The sequence below is a fragment of the Levilactobacillus paucivorans genome (assembly GCF_001437125.1).
GTDB classification, from domain to species: domain Bacteria; phylum Bacillota; class Bacilli; order Lactobacillales; family Lactobacillaceae; genus Levilactobacillus; species Levilactobacillus paucivorans.
Genome location: NZ_JQCA01000024.1, coordinates 21,642 through 35,455 on the forward strand (window position 1 = coordinate 21,642; position 13,814 = coordinate 35,455).

Sequence of the window (13,814 nt, forward strand, 5' to 3'; positions counted from 1 at the left end):
GAGGAGACGTTTTGATGACTTGGTTACTGATTTTGACTTTTGGCCTCTTAGCCGGCCTGGTTCAGGGCCTGACTGGCTTTGGATCCGCGATTATTATGATGATTGTGCTACCAGTGGTGATGCCGATCGCTCAGGGAGCTGGGGTGGCGACTTTGATCATGGCGGCCAGTGTGGTCACCTTGACCATTCGCTATCGTCATGACATTCATTTACGACGTGTCATCCTGCCTTTCATCGTCTACGCGGCCATGGCCACCTGGTCCGTTCATCTGGGACAGCACTTGGACCTTCAACTCCTCCGCCACTTGTTAGGGATGCTGTTGGTCGCGTTAGCCCTCTACTTCACCCTGGCACCCAAAGCCGGTAGCCATCCTTATCCACTGTTCGTCGCGATTGGGTTCATGCTCATCTCAGGCTTCTTCAATGGCCTCTTCGGGATCGGCGGCCCACTGATGGCGCTGTACTTCTTAACCCTCTCGTCAACAACCGAAGAATACGTGGCAACGGTCCAGACCTTCTTCCTAATTGATATTTTTTACATCACAACCCTACGCATTAGTCAGGGCATTCTCACTGTCAGCAACATTCCTGCTATCTTGATCGGCATGTAGGTGCACTCGTTGGCACGGTCATTGCCGCCCACCTACTCAATCGCTTGAATATGTCCGCCGTGAAACGGTTGATTTACCTGTTCATTGGATTGAGCGGACTGTACTATCTCTTTTTATAAAGAGTGGGGCACCAGGTGGTTAACCGGAGCCTGTTGTCTAGTGACGCACGTTTCAACTAGATAACCTGATACGAAAAAAGTTTGGAATAAATTGAGAGCTAACTCAATTTATTCCAAACTTTTTTAGCTCAACCAGCTGTCCATCCAAAACTTCTTTGCCTGAATAACCGCGCCCACAGTCGCTGCCAACTGTTGCGTCGCTTTAAGGCCGGAGTTGGTAGCCAATCGATCAGCAAATACTGCCTCCAAACTGGGCAATTCACGGTCACTGATAAGCCAATGTAACGCGTCCTGTTGGGCCAAGATCAACCAGAGATTGACCAAGCCTGGGTTGTCTTGTCGCTCACGAATCGTCGCAATCAACTCATCGAGGACCCGCTGACGGCTGGCCGGTTGGGGCACTGCGATCACATGCGGCTTCAGGTTGTTTTGAAAGACTTGTGGGGTGACGTCTCCTTGTTTCTGGAGTTTTGCCATGATGCCATCGTATAGTGCATTGGCAATCGTCCAACTGGTCACCAATTTTAGCGAGTCTTCTGCTGTCTCGGCTTTGGGTAAATCTGTCAGTAACCGATCACACAGCGGTTTCAAGAATTGGGGCTGGGTCGTCAGAATCTCTGACTCTGCCAATGCCAATCGGCCGTCCACTATCCGTAACCCACCCTGTTGAAGCAGATCAAGGACTGCCCCAAAGACAAAATAGGCCTGTGTCGTGAAGCGCGTTCGCAGGACCGGCTTCTGCCCAATATGTTCGGTAACCAATAAGTAATCTTCCGCTGTGGTTAATGCCATCCAATCGTCTCCTATTCAGGTGTTAATTGTGGGTCAGTATACCACTGGCGACTGAATCGTAACAGGTGAATCTGTGGCACTTAAAAAGCGATTGGCCAGGAGTTAGTCACGGCCAATCGCTTCACACATATTCCGTTAATTTATCAATCTTTAGTCTTCCGCGACATTACCTAATGCGGCAATAATCGTTGGTTCCAAACTTTCTGGTGGCGTCCCTGGGGCGAAGCGTCCCAAGACTTCACCGTCACGCCCTACGAGGAACTTAGTGAAGTTCCATTCGATTGGACCGTGGCCGGCTTGAGACTTCAGATACGTGTACAAACCGTCTTCACCCTCACCGTTGACCTTAACGTGCTTGGTCATCGGGAAGGTCACACCAAAGTGCATTTGGCAGAAGTTGTGGGTCGCTTCATCGGAGTCGAGTTCTTGGTTGAATTGATTGGAAGGCAGACCCAGGACTTCAAATCCCTTGTCCTTGTACTGCTTGTAAAGGGCTTCCAGGCCAGTTAATTGCGGCGTGAACCCACATTTGCTGGCGGTGTTCACAATCAGAACAACCTTCCCCTTGTAATCGTTAAAATCAATGGGCTGGTTACTCATTTCGGTTTCTGTGAAATCGTAAACTGTCGTCATTTTCTCCCATCCTTTCGGTAATTTCGCTGCTATTCAGCGGTGGGGGTAGTCAAAATCCGTTAACAACTGACACTATCATACAACAGTTACCGAAATTCTGCCTTCAATCTGCTTGTTCGAAAAGGAACAGCAGCGCTGGTGATCGCGCTAGTAAGTTTGTATAGTCAACCAATATATATTTAAATCATTTTGTGTTACTATCAATAGTATAGTAAACGTGACTTCGATTGGTAAGCATACTAGGACTAGGATACTAGGTTTCACCCAACCGATAGTCTGACAGGAGCAATTCACATGTTTAGACATGGAAACCAGTTCCACCGAACCACACCGCACACGCACTACAAGCTTTACAAGGCTGGCAAGCTCTGGCTGACAGCCGCCATCACTACCGTTGCCATTACTGGTGGGGCTATTGTGACCGCTCAGGCCGCAACAACTCCGACCGATGGTTCAACACCACAGGCGACAGAAACAGCCGACAAATCACAATCCAATCAACCGGTCGTGACTGACACAAGTGATAACAACGCCACGCAAAATGAACCCAACTCTGAGTCGACACCACCGGATGAAACGACTGATGATGACCAGTCTAACAGTGACGAAGACCTTTCTGAACAAGATAAACCGTTAAGCGATACTGACGAAGAGACGCATTCAAACGACTTGTCGAACGAAGAAAAACCGGATGAACAACCAAAAGAAACGACGGAGACTACTTCCGACAGTATAGAGAAGTCTGTTCCAGATGACTCAAAACTCAACACCGATAAGATAAGTGCCTTATCTATGACCGTGCCACGCCAAGCACGTGAAGTAGCAGCAACCGCACCAACCGCGGTGCCACTAACTATAGTGCCCAAAGTATCTAACTTCTACGTTGATATTACGAACGGCATGGTGACAACGTATGGTGCCTACGCCCCAATCTTACTGATGCCCTACTTTTTCGGTGGGTCAAATGGATTAGCCGTCAACGATCCCCTCTACGGCTTTTACGTGGTGATGCCTGCTGGCACTTCTGCTACGCTCGATGATTTTAAAACGGGGGCCGCACAATACGTCACGGCCATTCAAAAGTATTCTGATATCCAATCACTTGATGTCTTCCAATTGGGGAACACTTTAGACGGGCGTCAGGTCTTCTACTTCCGGCCCAATGATGGCGCCAAAGTCACCTATGCGGACTCCACTGCAAAGTACAAGGATCAAACTAAGATGATCTTGCCGATTAAGACAACCTCGGACCGCTCCTATACGAGTGTCTCTGCGAATGCGGGTAACCTCGACGAAGTGTCGCAAACTGGGGTCCTCTTCGCCGGTATTGGCGACTTAACCAAGTCCCTATCCGGCGGTTACGTCTCTATTCCTGTTTCTTCACTGGGAGACAACATTGGCGCACCCGATGCAAACATTGAAGGGATCGCCTTAACTTCTGGTGGAACCAGTATGAAACGAGTCGTGAACTACGTCGAGTCCGACATTACCGACACCTACACGGTTTACGATTCATCCAACGGAAATCAACTACTCACTTCAAGTCCGGTTCCCGTGACTGGACACTCGGGAACTTCCTATCAGGTCACCCTGGCCGATCTTGGTCTGAGCACTACCGACTACTGGGAACCATCCCTAAAAATGGCAGATGGCTCGCCAGTTTGTATGATCACTCGGACGGCCTCACAGATTGAATACAAGGCGCCAACTGCCGGTGCCGCGCTAACCGCAACTGGTGGTCAAGCCTATACAGTCTATGTCAGTCACATTCAAACGGCCCTGACACCGAAAAACAGCACTTTGGTCGCTGGTCCCAAAGCCAAGTGGGATCCCAACACAAACTTGGAAAGTGCGATCGGTCCCGATGGCACGCCGCTACAGGCCAGTGACCTCACCATTAATGGTAAGGTCGATACCACACAACCCGGAACGTATACGGTCACTTTCAGCTATCTCGATGCCCAAGGAAACACAACGACTAGTGCGCCAGCCACCATAACCGTGAATCTCAGTCCACTAGCGATTCAAACGGATACATCCCCCGTAACCTTACCTTCCGGGTCATCCTGGACGACAGGCACTGGTATCACCGGTTTAACTGGTAGTGATGGTCAACCTATTTCGGTGTCGGATGCCGTTAGTCGCCAGGCACTAACCGCCACGATTCAGGATGCCAATGGGCAACCCGTGACCGCGATCGATTCTGCCAAAGCAGGCACCTACATCGTCACCTATACGTATACCGATGATCTCGGAAATACGGTAACTGCGACGGTCCCGGTGACCGTTTCTGCCCCAGCAACGACCGATCCTGGGGATGGTTCTGGAAGCACGACTCCAGGCAACGGGACTGGCACAACAAATCCAACCAATCCTAATCCGGGGACTGATCCAACAGGCCCTACGACGCCACCAACTCGTCCAACTGATCCCCAACCTGGCAAAACACCACAAGCGGTAACCAAACCGACAACTGGTCAAAGACCAGGAACAATCAGCTTAAAGCCCCATTATCGTCCGGCTATCCGGGCTAAAGCGCCACGCCATCTGACGTCTGGTTATGTGAAGTCATCGTCTACAAAGGCCTCGACAACGGCCAAAGCCACAAATACGCTGCCACAGACCAACGAACAGTCAACCTGGTGGGCGGCATTAGGTGCACTCCTCCTGTCGATCACGAGTGTTCTTGGATTCCGACGTCGTTGGTAATTCCGATCTGACTAATCAAACTTAAAACAAGTGACCCCCTAACCAGAGACGATAATGTCTTTGGTTAGGGGGTCACTTGTTTTCATTTCTTATGTAAACGGTCGACTTTCTTCTGATAATCCGCCCTTAACGTCGCTAAAGACGCGTCATCCACAAAGAAGGTCACTTGCCCCGTCTCAAGATCGACATCGGCGTTTACGGTGACCAGGTTACCAAGGAACATGTTGGATGCCTTACGGCGAAGTCGGAGTGGCGCATTGTAGGCCACCGTTCGATATTGCTCATGCATGGCTAAGTCCTCCCCAGGATAGTCGCTTTATTTGAAATGACTAGTCAGGCCCCGCACCCCTGGCGTGACCTTTTTTTCTGATGGATCAGGTGTGGCGTAGTGCTCGGTCGCAATGGGTTCCGCGTAACTTTTATGCAGCTGAAGGCCCAAGATGACACAGATCCCCACCATCAATGTCGACGACAGGTAACTGAACTTAATCCCCACCAGCTGACTGTTCATCGACCAATGAAATTGGCCACTGGCCGTGATGCTGATGATGGCCACCAGCAGCGCTGTCCCAAAGGAAGCCGCCACCTGACGTAGCGTGTTGTATACCGCAACCCCATCCGGAATCATCGGGGTTGGCAACATGGACCAGGCGTGGGTCTGGATCGGGATCAGAACCAAGACAAGTCCTAATTGCCGAATCGTCTGACCCAAAATGACAAACCCAATTGACGCCCCTGGTCCGGTCGAACTCAGCAGTAGAGACCCCGTCATGTCGATGCACAGCCCACTAATCACCATCCGCCGGAAGTTATACCGGTCATAGAACCGGCCGCTTAGCGGTGAAATGATGGCCGTTAGCACGGACCCCGGAAGTAGCGTCAAGCCAGAAATCACGGCACTGCGATGGAAGACATTTTGGACGAGAACCGGGATGATGACGGAATTCCCATACATCGTCACCATCAGTAACATGTTGATGATCAGTGGCAAATTGAACTGTCGGTAACGAAAGACATGAAGGTTAAGTAGCGGGTAGTCACGCGTCCACTGACACTTGACGAACCAGGCCAACAACACCGCTCCCACGACCAAAGGGACAATCCCCTTAAATGACAGAAATGCCGTCTCACCAACGTTTGAGAAGCTATAGAGTGCTAGCGCTAATCCTAAACCAGACAGCACCAAGCCTTTCCGATCCAGGGGTTGTTGGCGCTGTTCACCGACGTCCTTTAGGAAACGCCATGCTAACAAGGCATCCAGTAACATCAACGGTAGCGTTAACCCAAATAGGTAACGCCAACTCAACTTAACCAGAATCACGCCTGATACGGTCGGCCCCAGGACCGGCGCTAAGTTTAATGCCAGACCCACGACCCCCATGGCCGCCCCGCGTTCAGTGGGCTTGGTGGACATCATGACAACCACATTAACCAGTGGAATCACGATACCCGCACCCAGGGCTTGAATCATCCGCCCGACAATCAGCACGGGATAGACGGTGGCGATGGCGCCAATCAGCGACCCCACAATGAAGATGAGACTCGCCGTTAGATACAACTGACGCGTCGTAAACCGCTTGATCAGGTACGCCGTCGTGGGAATCATTAGCGCATTAATCAACAGGTACCCGTTATTGAGCCACTGTCCCTGAGCGGTAGTGATGTGAAACGCCCGCATAATGCCGGGTAAGGCCGTTGACATCAACGTCTGGTTTAATACGCTGAGGAAAGCCCCCACCATGATGAGGGCAAAGGAGAAACGATTTTTATTCATGACAGGCAAACGACCCTCAATATGTATTTTAGTTGACAAAAGCAACTGTAATTAGCATAATAGCGATAGTTGCTTTTGTCAACAATAGAAGGAGCATTCCCATGAATAGTCAAGACATCCATCAAATTAGAGCATTCGATCGTTTCTACACCCAAACCCTGCACCTCACCGATAAATATCACCTGCAAACAACTCTGACCTTAGTCGAGGCCCGCCTCCTACTGGAGATCGGCGAGAATGGCCGCAATACCGCCATTCAGTTAGTTCAAGAACTCCGTTTAGACAAAGGTTACCTCAGCCGACTCATCACGCGCCTGGAAACTAACGGCCTCCTGCAACGAACCCCCGACAAACGGGACAAACGGGCCAAGGTTCTCTCACTCACCGCCGCCGGTCGCGACCAATTGGCTCTCATCAATCGACGAGCGGACGACCAGATTCGACGGCTCTTCGTCGATTTGACACCGGCAGAAACTCATCGGGTCATCGCCGCCATGCAAGTCATCGAAGGCCACGTGGCCGTTGACCCCCAACTCAAAACACCCAACCAGCAATAACACCTGGTTGGGTGTTTTTTTCAGAAAGTTTTAAACGAAAGCCAATACGGCGAAGTTAATCACGAACAGTGCCGAGACAATCCAAATCAACGGATGAACCTCGCGACCCTTGCCCGCAACCGTCTTGACGATGCAGTAGAAGATAAACCCAGCGGCAATCCCGTAGGTAATATTGTAGGCGAAAGCCATGATGAAGGACGTCATGAACGCGGGAATAGCCTCGTCCAGATCGTGCCAAGGAATCTGACTGAAGGAACTCATCATCATAATCCCAACCAGAATCAGGGAAGGCGCAATCGCAGCCGTCGGAATAATCGACAGCAGTGGTGACGCCAAGGCGCTCAGAGCAAAGAGCACGGCCACAACCACACTGGTCAAGCCGGTCCGACCACCGGCCCCGATCCCCGCCGAACTTTCCACATAGGTGGTCAGGTTAGAGGTCCCAAAGATGGACCCCACCCCGGTGGCGATGGAATCGGCGAACAAGGCCTTATCTAATTTGGATTTGAATCCCGGTTCCTGTTCTAAGGCCAATTCTTTTTCACCGGCAAAGATCCCGGTTTGACGCCCGGTTCCAATGAAGGTTCCCAGCGAGTCAAAGGTGTCAGAGAGACTGAACGACAGAATCGTCATCAGCACCAAGATAATTCGGTTGTGCTCGGAGAAGAGTGACCCCATCCCCTGGGCGGAAAAGGCGGCGAGGAACGTCGTCCCCAACTGATGAACCGAGGCCCCAATTGAGTAATCACTAGCTAGATGCAAGTTGGTGACACCCATCGGAATCCCAATAATCGTCGTCAGTAAAATCCCAATCAACAGAGCCCCAGGAATTTTACGAACCTTCAGGATGACTGTGACGACCAGACCGATCAAGGCCAACACCAAGGCTGGTGAGTTGAAGATTGCCAGCGCTGGGGTAATGCCCCCGCCAGTCATCACCGTACCAATCCCGTGCTTAAAGGTTTCCTGAGTGGCATTGAAGGCTTTGCCATTCACTGAAAGGATGTTGCCGGCGTTACTCGTGAATTCGAGGAAGTTGGCATTCTTCAATCCAACGTAGGCGATGAAGGCCCCAATCCCCCCACTAATGGCAAGTTGTAGATTCATTGGAATAGCCGAGATTAACATTTTACGAATCTTAGTTGCCGTAATGATGATATTAATAATGCCACAGAAGAACACGAGAGCCAGCGCTTCTTGCCAGCTAAAGCCCAGTCCCAAGACAACGGTGTATGTGAAGAAGGCGTTCAATCCCATCCCCGGTGCCAAGGCATAGGGCACATTAGCGAAGAGTCCCATGACCAAGGTCCCAGCAACAGAAGCAATGATGGTGGCCAAGAAGACAGCTTGTTGGGGCATCCCCGTTTGCCCTAAGATTTGCGGGTTGACGAAGAGGATATACGACATGGCAAAGAAGGTCGTGATGCCGGCACCGATTTCGGTGCCTACGTTAGTTCCTGATTCCTTTAGCTTAAAAAATCGATCCACGGTTAAGCCCTCCTATTCAAAATACGAACATTATAAGTCTAACAACAATTAATCGTTAGCTGTTTCAACATGACTATAACAGATCGTCATCAGTAATGGAAGAACAAAGATAATAGACGAACATCGCAATATTATGCCTTTATATGAAGAACCGTAATTTAGGGTCAATGATAATCACCATTATTCGTCAGTTTTACCGTTTTGCGGCGGTTCGTTAACTAACTGGTCGATGACTTGGCATCAATTTTTTAATAGCAAATTGCCCTTTAAGCAAAAAAATCAGTCGTCAGATGATCAACAGCTGAAATTACTTTATTCGATACTCGTGACCAATAATCGATTCAACCATCAGCCCAATCCCAGTCCGGGCGCGGCTTCATCAAAACGTTTACATAATTAAATAAATCCAATCTTTACACGATCTATATACCTTTTTTGCGAGCGATTTACATGAGTCCGCTAATATACACCTCGTAACTAAAACAGAAGGAGTGTTGATTTGATGTTTAACAAACGTAATTTGGTGGTAGCGGCTGCGGCCCTCACAATGGTCTCAACTCTAGCAGGATGCTCAACCAAGAAGGCTGAAGGAACTTCCGACGACTGGAAGACTATTGAAAAACAAGCCAAGAAGGAAGGCAAGGTTGCTTCCGTAGGGATGCCTGACACCTGGGCCAACTGGATTGGCAGCTGGCAAGACATTAAGTCCAAGTACGGCATCTCCCATACTGATACGGACATGTCTAGTGCGCAGGAACTCCAAAAGTTCAAGACTGCCAAGGGTGACGACGCACCTGACATTGGTGATGTTGGTCTGAACGTCGCGCCAACCGCCGTTCAACAGAACCTGCTGGCTTCTTACAAGACCAAGTACTGGAACGAGATTCCTAGCTGGGCTAAGGATAAGAAGGGTTACTACTCTGCTGGTTACTCTGGTTCTATGGTCTTCATCACCGACACCAAGAACGTTAAAGCCGCTGACGCTCCTAAGTCTTGGGCTGACTTGGCCAAGGGTAACTACAAGATTTCCCTGGGTGACGTTGCCATTGCGGCGCAACCACAATACGCGGTTCTGAACGCGGCCTACGTTAACGGCGGAAGCGAAGACAACCTGGAACCAGGTTTGAAGTACTTTGCTAAATTACAAAAACAAAAACGGATTTCTACGGTTGACCCATCCGTTCAAAACCTGCAAAAGGGTGAAATTCAAGTTTCAATTATGTGGGACTTCAACGCCCTCAACTACGCTCACCAAGTTGATTCAAAGCGTTTCAAGGTGACGGTTCCAACTGATGGGACGGTAACCAGTGGTTACGCTGAAATCATTAACAAGAACGCCGCTCATCCAAATGCTGCTAAGTTGGCCCGTGACTTCATCCTTTCCGACCAAGGTCAAATCAACCTGGCAAAGGGTTATGCTCGTCCAATCCGTAGCAGTGTGAAGTTACCAGCAGATGTGAAGAAGAAGTTACTGCCACAAAGTGACTACAAGAAGGTCTTCCACGTGAAGAGCAACGACGTTTGGAACAAGGCAACCGTTAAGTTAGGCCAACAATGGCAAAATGAAGTTCTTGGAGCTAAGTAACAGCCATGAAAACGCGACTGAAAGTATTTTTTCCACTTGGCTTGCTAGTCGTCTTAGTTCTCTTGTTGCCAATTACGGTTATGATTATTGCGAGTTTTCAATCGGCCGACGGTAGCTTCAGTCTTGAAAATTATCATCAAGTCGTCTCTACGCGCTACTACACCGAAGCCATTCGCAACAGTTTGGCAATCTCACTGGTTGCTTCTGTCATCTCGCTAATCATTGCGATCATTGGTGCCTGGGCCTTAACGCGTCTGGCTCCTAAGACCAAGAATATCCTGATCTCACTGTTCAATATGTCCTCCAGTTTTGCTGGGGTTCCCCTGGCTTTCTCGTTAATCATCTTATTCGGGAACGCCGGTATCTGGCAGGCCTTGATGACAGCCCTACACTTGCCCCGCACGTTTGAGATTTATTCTCTAAGCGGGACTACCTTGGCCTACACCTTCTTCGAAGTTCCACTGGGCATCATGTTTCTTTTCCCAGTCTTCGAGGAACTGAATCCCGAATGGAAGGAAATCTCTTCCGTCCTCGGTGCCAAGCCCATGTTTTTCTTTAAGAAAGTCATCTTTCCGGTCGTGTTACCCAACATCGTCGAAGTCTTTACCTTACTCTTCGCCAATGCCATGGGCACTTACGAAACGACCTTCGCTTTGACTGGAAACAGCCTGGTCACCATTCCAACACTGATTGGAACCTTAATTGATGGTGGATTGACCGCCAACGTTCCACTGGCTTGTACCTTCGCCACCCTGTTTGCTCTGGTCATGACGGCTATCGTTTGGCTGGGTAACCGGGTGACCCGCAGTAAACGGGAGGTGAAAGCCTAATGAGTCCAAAAGCTAGTACCCGCGTTGCTCGCGGGATCATTGCCTTTCTCTTTGTCTACCTGGCAACGCCTATCGTGGTCACCATGATTTATTCGTTCTCGACTTCTTGGGTGAAGACCATCTTACCTAACGGCCTGACCCTAAAATGGTACAGCGAATTAGTGGCTAGTCCTGAGTTCATGGCGGTTCTGTTACGGTCATTTTGTCTTGGCTTACTGACGACGTTGATTGCCATGGCCTGTTTCCTACCCGTTGTGTTCTATGCCAACGTCTACAATCCCAAAGTGAAGTCGCACCTGCGTTTCATCACGGTGCTGCCCTTTACGATTCCTGGGATCATCCTGGTGACGGGGCTGATTCAGTTATACGCAGAACTGCCAATTCCTAAGATTATCATCCTAGTGTTGGCCATCTCGTTGCTAAGTCTGCCCCTCACCTACCAGGCACTAGACAACGCGTTCATCGGTCGCGACTTCCGGGCCATGTTTGAACAAGCGCTAGTTTTAGGCGACTCGCCTTTTAAAGCCTTCGTCAAGGTGATCATCCCCAACATTCGTGCCGGTGTCCTGGTCGCCATGCTCTTGACCTTCACCAGTGCCTTTGGAGAATACGTCCTGACGAACCTCCTCTTAGGGGGAAACTTCGAGACCCTCAAGATCTATATGTACCGGTTGATGCGTAGTAACGGTCAGGCCAGCAGCGTGCTGACAACCATCTACTTCATCTTCCTCGCGTTCATCTCATTGATCTTGATTCTCATCATGCAACACTACTCGGCACCACACAAATCCACCAAGGAGGGCGCAAAGAAATAATGCAGTCAGACTTCTTACAGATTCAAGGCTTAGGGATTACCCTTTCCGGCAATAACATCATCAAGGACATGTCCTTCAAGGTTCGCCGGAACACCCTGACAACCTTTCTCGGCCCTAGCGGGAGCGGGAAGACCACCGTTTTACGGGCAATTGCCGGACTCAACACTGAAGTTAGCGGCAAAATTCTACTGGATGGCGAAGAGATTCAAAGCCGTTCCGCTAACCAACGAAACATCGGCATGGTCTTCCAGTCCTACGCGCTCTTTCCCAACATGTCCATCTTTGACAACGTGGCCTACGGGTTACGCGTTCAAAAGAAGAGTAACGACGTCATCAACAAGGAAGTCATGGCGATGCTTCAAACGGTCAGTCTGACCAACAAGAAGGATGCCTACCCAGACCAACTCTCTGGGGGCCAGAAACAACGAGTAGCCATTGCGCGAGCCATGGTGCTCAAGCCGAAACTCCTGTTGCTTGATGAGCCACTGAGTGCCTTAGATGCGAAGATACGAGTTAGCTTGCGCGAACAAATCCGCGAGTACCAACAAAAGCTCGGTATCACCATGCTCTTCGTCACCCATGATCAAGGTGAAGCCATGGCAATCTCCGATGATATCGTGGTCATGAACGAAGGTAAGGTGCAACAACAGGGCTCACCAATGGCCATCTACGCCCAACCAGAGAATGTCTTCATGGCGCAGTTCATCGGGAATCACAACCTCCTGATGGGCACGCAACTTCAACAATTGGGACTGACCACAGCTGGTGGTCAAACCCTGGTTGCCGACACCCACTACGTCGTTCGGCCGGAACTCTTCTCGCCAGAAGCCACGCCGGAAGCTACGGCGATTGCCGGTCAAATGACAGCCTGCAGCATGTTGGGTGACCGGGTGCAATATCACTTCATGAGTGACACCAAGTTACCCCTCAAGGTCGAGCTATTGAACCACTCGGAACCGCTGAAAATTGGCGTTCCCCTCACGCTCTACCTTGACCCTGCCGCCGTGCATCCAGTAGGTCCCGCCAATGCTGAGTAAGACGAGCCTTGGTGCTATTGACCGCCACACCTGGAGTGGCCACAACCACACGGAGTTTTGCCCCCACGGTTCCGGTGAGGACGTCGAGGCCTTCATCCGTCAGGCCATTCTGAGTGGCTTCAAAACCTATTCCATCACGGAACATTTCCCCCTGCCACCGGCCTTCTACGACCGACCAGCGGGGTCCCGACATGCTGTCTACACCGCCTCATTTGGCTTGATTGAACTGCCGGCCTATCTGGAAAAGATGGAACGGCTCAAATACAAGTATCGCGACCAAATTCGAATTCTCGTAGGATTTGAGGTCGACTACTTCCCGGAATACGCAGACTGGACTGCCGCCCAACTGGCTCACTACGGTGACCAGATTGACGACGCCCTCCTCTCCGTGCACTTCCTACCAACGAAGACCGGCTTGCGGGCCATCGATGACACAGCAGCCGACTTCAAAGACGGCGTGGTGGCGGCTTACGGTTCACCCTTGACGGTGGCTAACGCCTACCTGGAGCGCGTCCAAGCGGCTATTGATTGGGAGACCCCTAACAAACCTGCGCGTTACGGGCACATCATGTTGTACCGCAAGTGGCGCAACACTTTCCCCGCGATTACCGCTTGGGAAGATGCCACTACCCGAACACTCTTGACCCACATCCTAGATACGGTGGCCGATCGCGGTGACCTCCTAGACTGCAACATGGCGGGACTCTTCCGGCCAACCCAAACGGAATTCACCCCCACCTTACCGTGGATTCAGGCCGCACAACAGCGCCAGATTCCGTTGGTCTTTGGTGCTGATGCGCACAGTGTCGCTGCCGTTGACCAAGGGTACAACACGTATCTTGAAAATCACTTCGATGCCTAGAA

Annotated in this window: 12 protein-coding genes and 1 pseudogene; 8 read left to right on the forward strand and 5 right to left on the reverse strand. The window is 50.5% G+C overall.

What is annotated here, in order from left to right; translation table 11 throughout:
• The first annotated feature begins 14 nt into the window (after nt 1–14).
• Nucleotides 15–730 (forward strand): annotated as a pseudogene (locus IV54_RS01615) (sulfite exporter TauE/SafE family protein).
• A gap of 123 nt (nt 731–853) precedes the next feature.
• Here IV54_RS01615 and IV54_RS01620 read toward each other — a convergent pair.
• Both IV54_RS01620 and IV54_RS01625 read right to left on the reverse strand, forming a co-directional pair.
• The gene (locus IV54_RS01620) at nt 854–1,522 is read right to left on the reverse strand and encodes a hypothetical protein (protein ID WP_057877655.1); all 669 of its coding nucleotides are present in this window, start codon (nt 1,520–1,522) and stop codon (nt 854–856) included.
• Nucleotides 1,523–1,672: 150 nt separating this feature from the next.
• Nucleotides 1,673–2,155 carry a glutathione peroxidase gene (locus IV54_RS01625; RefSeq protein WP_057877656.1) on the reverse strand — a complete coding sequence of 161 codons (483 nt, stop codon included), beginning with the start codon at nt 2,153–2,155 and terminating at the stop codon, nt 1,673–1,675.
• A 294-nt stretch (nt 2,156–2,449) separates the two neighbouring features.
• On the opposite strand from IV54_RS01625, the gene IV54_RS11960 reads away from it, so the two are divergent.
• A complete protein-coding gene (locus IV54_RS11960; protein WP_057877657.1) occupies nt 2,450–4,864 on the forward strand; it encodes a bacterial Ig-like domain-containing protein in 2,415 nt (804 codons plus the stop codon).
• Nucleotides 4,865–4,946: 82 nt separating this feature from the next.
• Here the strand turns inward: IV54_RS11960 and IV54_RS01635 are convergent, their stop codons facing one another.
• Together IV54_RS01635 and IV54_RS01640 are read right to left on the reverse strand one after the other, a co-directional pair.
• Nucleotides 4,947–5,153 (reverse strand): hypothetical protein, encoded by a 207-nt coding sequence (locus tag IV54_RS01635; RefSeq protein ID WP_057877658.1) that lies wholly within the window; start codon nt 5,151–5,153, stop codon nt 4,947–4,949.
• A 27-nt stretch (nt 5,154–5,180) separates the two neighbouring features.
• Nucleotides 5,181–6,638, reverse strand: a complete 1,458-nt coding sequence (locus IV54_RS01640; protein ID WP_083488468.1) for an MDR family MFS transporter — start codon at nt 6,636–6,638, stop codon at nt 5,181–5,183.
• A gap of 101 nt (nt 6,639–6,739) precedes the next feature.
• Between IV54_RS01640 and IV54_RS01645 the strand changes: the two genes are divergently transcribed.
• On the forward strand, nt 6,740–7,195 hold the full coding sequence (locus tag IV54_RS01645) for a MarR family winged helix-turn-helix transcriptional regulator (RefSeq protein ID WP_057877659.1): 456 nt from the start codon (nt 6,740–6,742) through the stop codon (nt 7,193–7,195).
• A 30-nt stretch (nt 7,196–7,225) separates the two neighbouring features.
• Here IV54_RS01645 and IV54_RS01650 read toward each other — a convergent pair whose 3' ends face one another.
• The gene (locus IV54_RS01650) at nt 7,226–8,683 is read right to left on the reverse strand and encodes an NCS2 family permease (RefSeq protein ID WP_057877660.1); all 1,458 of its coding nucleotides are present in this window, start codon (nt 8,681–8,683) and stop codon (nt 7,226–7,228) included.
• 502 nt (nt 8,684–9,185) lie between these two features.
• Between IV54_RS01650 and IV54_RS01655 the strand changes: the two genes are divergently transcribed.
• The 5 genes from IV54_RS01655 to hisJ are packed head-to-tail and all read left to right on the forward strand — an operon-like array spanning nt 9,186 to nt 13,812.
• Complete coding sequence (locus IV54_RS01655; protein WP_057877661.1) at nt 9,186–10,268, forward strand: ABC transporter substrate-binding protein; 1,083 nt, start codon at nt 9,186–9,188, stop codon at nt 10,266–10,268.
• A 41-nt stretch (nt 10,269–10,309) separates the two neighbouring features.
• On the forward strand, nt 10,310–11,098 hold the full coding sequence (locus IV54_RS01660) for an ABC transporter permease (RefSeq protein WP_237756646.1): 789 nt from the start codon (nt 10,310–10,312) through the stop codon (nt 11,096–11,098).
• On the forward strand, nt 11,098–11,913 hold the full coding sequence (locus tag IV54_RS01665) for an ABC transporter permease (RefSeq protein ID WP_057877663.1): 816 nt from the start codon (nt 11,098–11,100) through the stop codon (nt 11,911–11,913). The genes IV54_RS01660 and IV54_RS01665 overlap by 1 nt, the downstream gene beginning before the upstream one ends.
• Nucleotides 11,913–12,950 (forward strand): ABC transporter ATP-binding protein, encoded by a 1,038-nt coding sequence (locus IV54_RS01670; protein ID WP_057877664.1) that lies wholly within the window; start codon nt 11,913–11,915, stop codon nt 12,948–12,950. The genes IV54_RS01665 and IV54_RS01670 overlap by 1 nt, the downstream gene beginning before the upstream one ends.
• Nucleotides 12,940–13,812: a histidinol-phosphatase HisJ gene (gene hisJ / locus IV54_RS01675; RefSeq protein WP_057877665.1), complete on the forward strand. Its 873-nt coding sequence runs from the start codon at nt 12,940–12,942 to the stop codon at nt 13,810–13,812. Before IV54_RS01670 ends, hisJ begins: the two co-directional genes overlap by 11 nt.
• The last annotated feature ends 2 nt before the right edge of the window (nt 13,813–13,814 follow it).

What these genes read in the sequence shown, in the direction of transcription:
- IV54_RS01620 (WP_057877655.1), bottom strand. Translation starts at nt 1,522, where the DNA reads ATGGCATTAACCACAGCGGAAGATTACTTATTGGTTACCGAACATATT.
- IV54_RS01625 (WP_057877656.1), bottom strand. Translation starts at nt 2,155, where the DNA reads ATGACGACAGTTTACGATTTCACAGAAACCGAAATGAGTAACCAGCCC.
- IV54_RS11960 (WP_057877657.1), top strand. Translation starts at nt 2,450, where the DNA reads ATGTTTAGACATGGAAACCAGTTCCACCGAACCACACCGCACACGCAC.
- IV54_RS01635 (WP_057877658.1), bottom strand. Translation starts at nt 5,153, where the DNA reads ATGCATGAGCAATATCGAACGGTGGCCTACAATGCGCCACTCCGACTT.
- IV54_RS01640 (WP_083488468.1), bottom strand. Translation starts at nt 6,638, where the DNA reads ATGAATAAAAATCGTTTCTCCTTTGCCCTCATCATGGTGGGGGCTTTC.
- IV54_RS01645 (WP_057877659.1), top strand. Translation starts at nt 6,740, where the DNA reads ATGAATAGTCAAGACATCCATCAAATTAGAGCATTCGATCGTTTCTAC.
- IV54_RS01655 (WP_057877661.1), top strand. Translation starts at nt 9,186, where the DNA reads ATGTTTAACAAACGTAATTTGGTGGTAGCGGCTGCGGCCCTCACAATG.
- IV54_RS01665 (WP_057877663.1), top strand. Translation starts at nt 11,098, where the DNA reads ATGAGTCCAAAAGCTAGTACCCGCGTTGCTCGCGGGATCATTGCCTTT.
- IV54_RS01670 (WP_057877664.1), top strand. Translation starts at nt 11,913, where the DNA reads ATGCAGTCAGACTTCTTACAGATTCAAGGCTTAGGGATTACCCTTTCC.
- hisJ (WP_057877665.1), top strand. Translation starts at nt 12,940, where the DNA reads ATGCTGAGTAAGACGAGCCTTGGTGCTATTGACCGCCACACCTGGAGT.